At 64.4% G+C, this 1,431-nt stretch carries 1 protein-coding gene; it reads left to right on the top strand.

The window, feature by feature from the left end:
• Nucleotides 1-16 precede the first annotated feature (16 nt).
• Nucleotides 17-1,431: acyltransferase domain-containing protein (locus tag LPA41_RS40735; protein WP_229076852.1), on the top strand; the 1,415-nt coding region annotated here is incomplete at its 3' end.

The raw sequence follows: 1,431 nt of genomic DNA, 5'->3' as shown, positions 1-1,431 counted from the left end.
GGTGGGTTCGGGGCCTGTGGTGTTTTCGGATGTTCCGGTGGTGCCGTGGGTGTTGTCGGGGCGTTCGGTGGGTGCGTTGGGTGAGCAGGCTCGGCGGTTGGGTGAGTTTGTGGGTGGGCGGGGTTTGTCGGGTGTGGATGTGGGTTTGTCGTTGGGTGTTTCGCGGGCGGGTTTGGAGCATCGTGCGGTGGTGGTGGACGGGGATGTTTCTGATTTGTCGGTGAATGCGGTGTCGGGTGTGGCGCGGGGTGTGGTGGGTCCGGTGTTTGTTTTCCCGGGGCAGGGTGCGCAGTGGGTGGGTATGGCGCGTGGTTTGTGGGAGTCGTCTCCGGTTTTTGCGGAGTCGATGGAGGCGTGTGAGCGGGCTTTGGCGCCGTTTGTGGAGTGGTCTTTGCGGGATGTGGTGTGGGGTTCGGATTTGGCGCGGGTGGATGTGGTGCAGCCGGTTTCGTGGGCGGTGATGGTGTCGTTGGCGCGGTTGTGGGAGGCGTGTGGGGTGCGGCCGGCGGCGGTGATCGGTCATTCGCAGGGTGAGATCGCGGCGGCGTGTGTGGCGGGGGTGTTGTCGTTGGATGACGCGGCGCGGGTGGTGGCGTTGCGGAGTCGGGCGATCGTGCGGTTGGCCGGTGGTGGGGGGATGGTGTCGGTGGCGGCGCCGGTAGAGGTGGTGCGGCCGTGGTTGGGTGCGTTGTCGGTGGCGGCGGTGAATGGTCCGAATGCGACGGTGGTGTCGGGTTCGGTGGAGTTGTTGTCGGGGTTGGTGGCTGAGGCGCAGCGGTGTGGGGTGCGGGCGAAGTGGGTGCCGGTGGATTATGCGTCGCATTCGGATCAGGTGGAGGTTTTGCGGGGGGAGTTGGGTCGGGTTTTGGCGGGTGTGGAGCCGGGGGTGGGTGTTGTTCCGGTGTATTCGACGGTGGTGTCGGAGGCCGGTGCTGCTCGTTTTGATGCGGATTATTGGTTCGCTAATTTGCGGTCGACGGTTGATTTTGCGGGTGCGACGGCGGCGGCTGTTGCGGATGGGCATTCGGTGTTTATCGAGGTGAGTCCGCATCCGGTTCTGGTGATGAGTGTTCAGGATTCGTTGGATGCGGCGGGTGTGGTGGGTGAGGCTTTTGGGACGTTGCGTCGTGATGAGGATGAGCGGGTGCGTTTCACGACGGCGTTGTCGATGGCGTGGGTGCATGGGGTGGATGTGGATTGGGGTGCGTATTTCGCGGGTCGTGGTGGTGTGGTGGTGGATTTGCCGACGTATGCGTTCGAGCGGGAGCGGTTCTGGCCGGAGGTTGCTGATTTCGGTGATTCCGGTGGTGGGACGGATGCGTTCTGGGAGGTGCTGGAGCGTGGTGATCTGAGTGCGTTCGGGTTGGGTGGTGAGGAGCGGGTTGATCAGGCGTTGCCGGTGCTGGCGCAGTGGCGTCGCCGGCAACGGAC

This window comes from Actinoplanes sp. DH11, assembly GCF_020873875.1.
Taxonomy (GTDB): Bacteria; Actinomycetota; Actinomycetes; order Mycobacteriales; family Micromonosporaceae; genus Actinoplanes.
The sequence above is the reverse complement of the archived record's forward strand: the minus strand, read 5'-3'. Positions and strand labels throughout refer to the sequence as shown.